This is a genomic window from Isoptericola croceus (assembly GCF_029382255.1).
Classification (GTDB): Bacteria; Actinomycetota; Actinomycetes; order Actinomycetales; family Cellulomonadaceae; genus Isoptericola; species Isoptericola croceus.
In genome coordinates, this window is record NZ_JARLLG010000337.1 from 1 (window position 1) to 267 (window position 267).

The 267-nt window shown below is 64.4% G+C and carries 1 protein-coding gene; it reads right to left on the minus strand.

The window, feature by feature from the left end; translation table 11 throughout:
- Positions 1-223, minus strand: a 223-nt coding sequence (locus tag PZC42_RS24795; protein WP_277214218.1) for an MFS transporter, incomplete at its 3' end; no start/stop codon positions are given.
- Between the last annotated feature and the right edge of the window lie 44 nt (positions 224-267).

Below are 267 nucleotides of genomic sequence, written 5' to 3' on the forward strand. Positions count from 1 at the left end.
GGGCACCCAGGTTGGGCGCGACGGCGCACGCGACGGTGAAGACGACATACAGCACGTTGCAGACGTTGTAGATGATCACGCGGCCGTACATCTCCGACAAGGGGGCAATCAGGAGCGGGCCGAAGCAGTATCCGAGCAGGTAGACGGACACGACGAACGAGGCAAGCTCCAGGTTGGTCGACCCGAAGTCCCTCATCACCTGCGGCACGCCGGGGGCGAACATCGAGGAGCCTAGCGGTCTGTCCATGGGTCAGCATGCAGCCCGGG